The sequence below is a fragment of the Methylobacterium sp. C33D genome, assembly GCF_053345825.1.
Genome location: NZ_JBKFAV010000276.1, coordinates 1 through 255 on the forward strand (window position 1 = coordinate 1; position 255 = coordinate 255).

The 255-nt window shown below is 66.3% G+C and carries 1 pseudogene; it reads left to right on the top strand.

The annotated features are described in order from the left end of the window. Positions 1-255 (top strand): annotated as a pseudogene (locus ACLBXO_RS32360) (porin family protein); the annotation flags it as partial.

A 255-nucleotide genomic window follows, 5' to 3' on the forward strand; every position in this document is an offset into this window, starting at 1 on the left:
GCACCGGCTGGGCCGTCGGCGGCGGCATCGAGTACGCCCTGCCCACCGACTCGTTCCTGAACTTCTTCCGCTCCTCGGCCGTGACGCTCAAGGTCGAAGGCCTGTACGTCAACCTCGACCGCAACACCCGCAACCAGGGCGCGTTCGTCATCAACGCCGCCAACAACTTCCCGGTCGTCTACAGCGGCATCGGACGCCGCTCCGACGAGTTCGCCGTCGTCCGCGCCGGCCTGAACTACAAGTTCGGCTCCTACT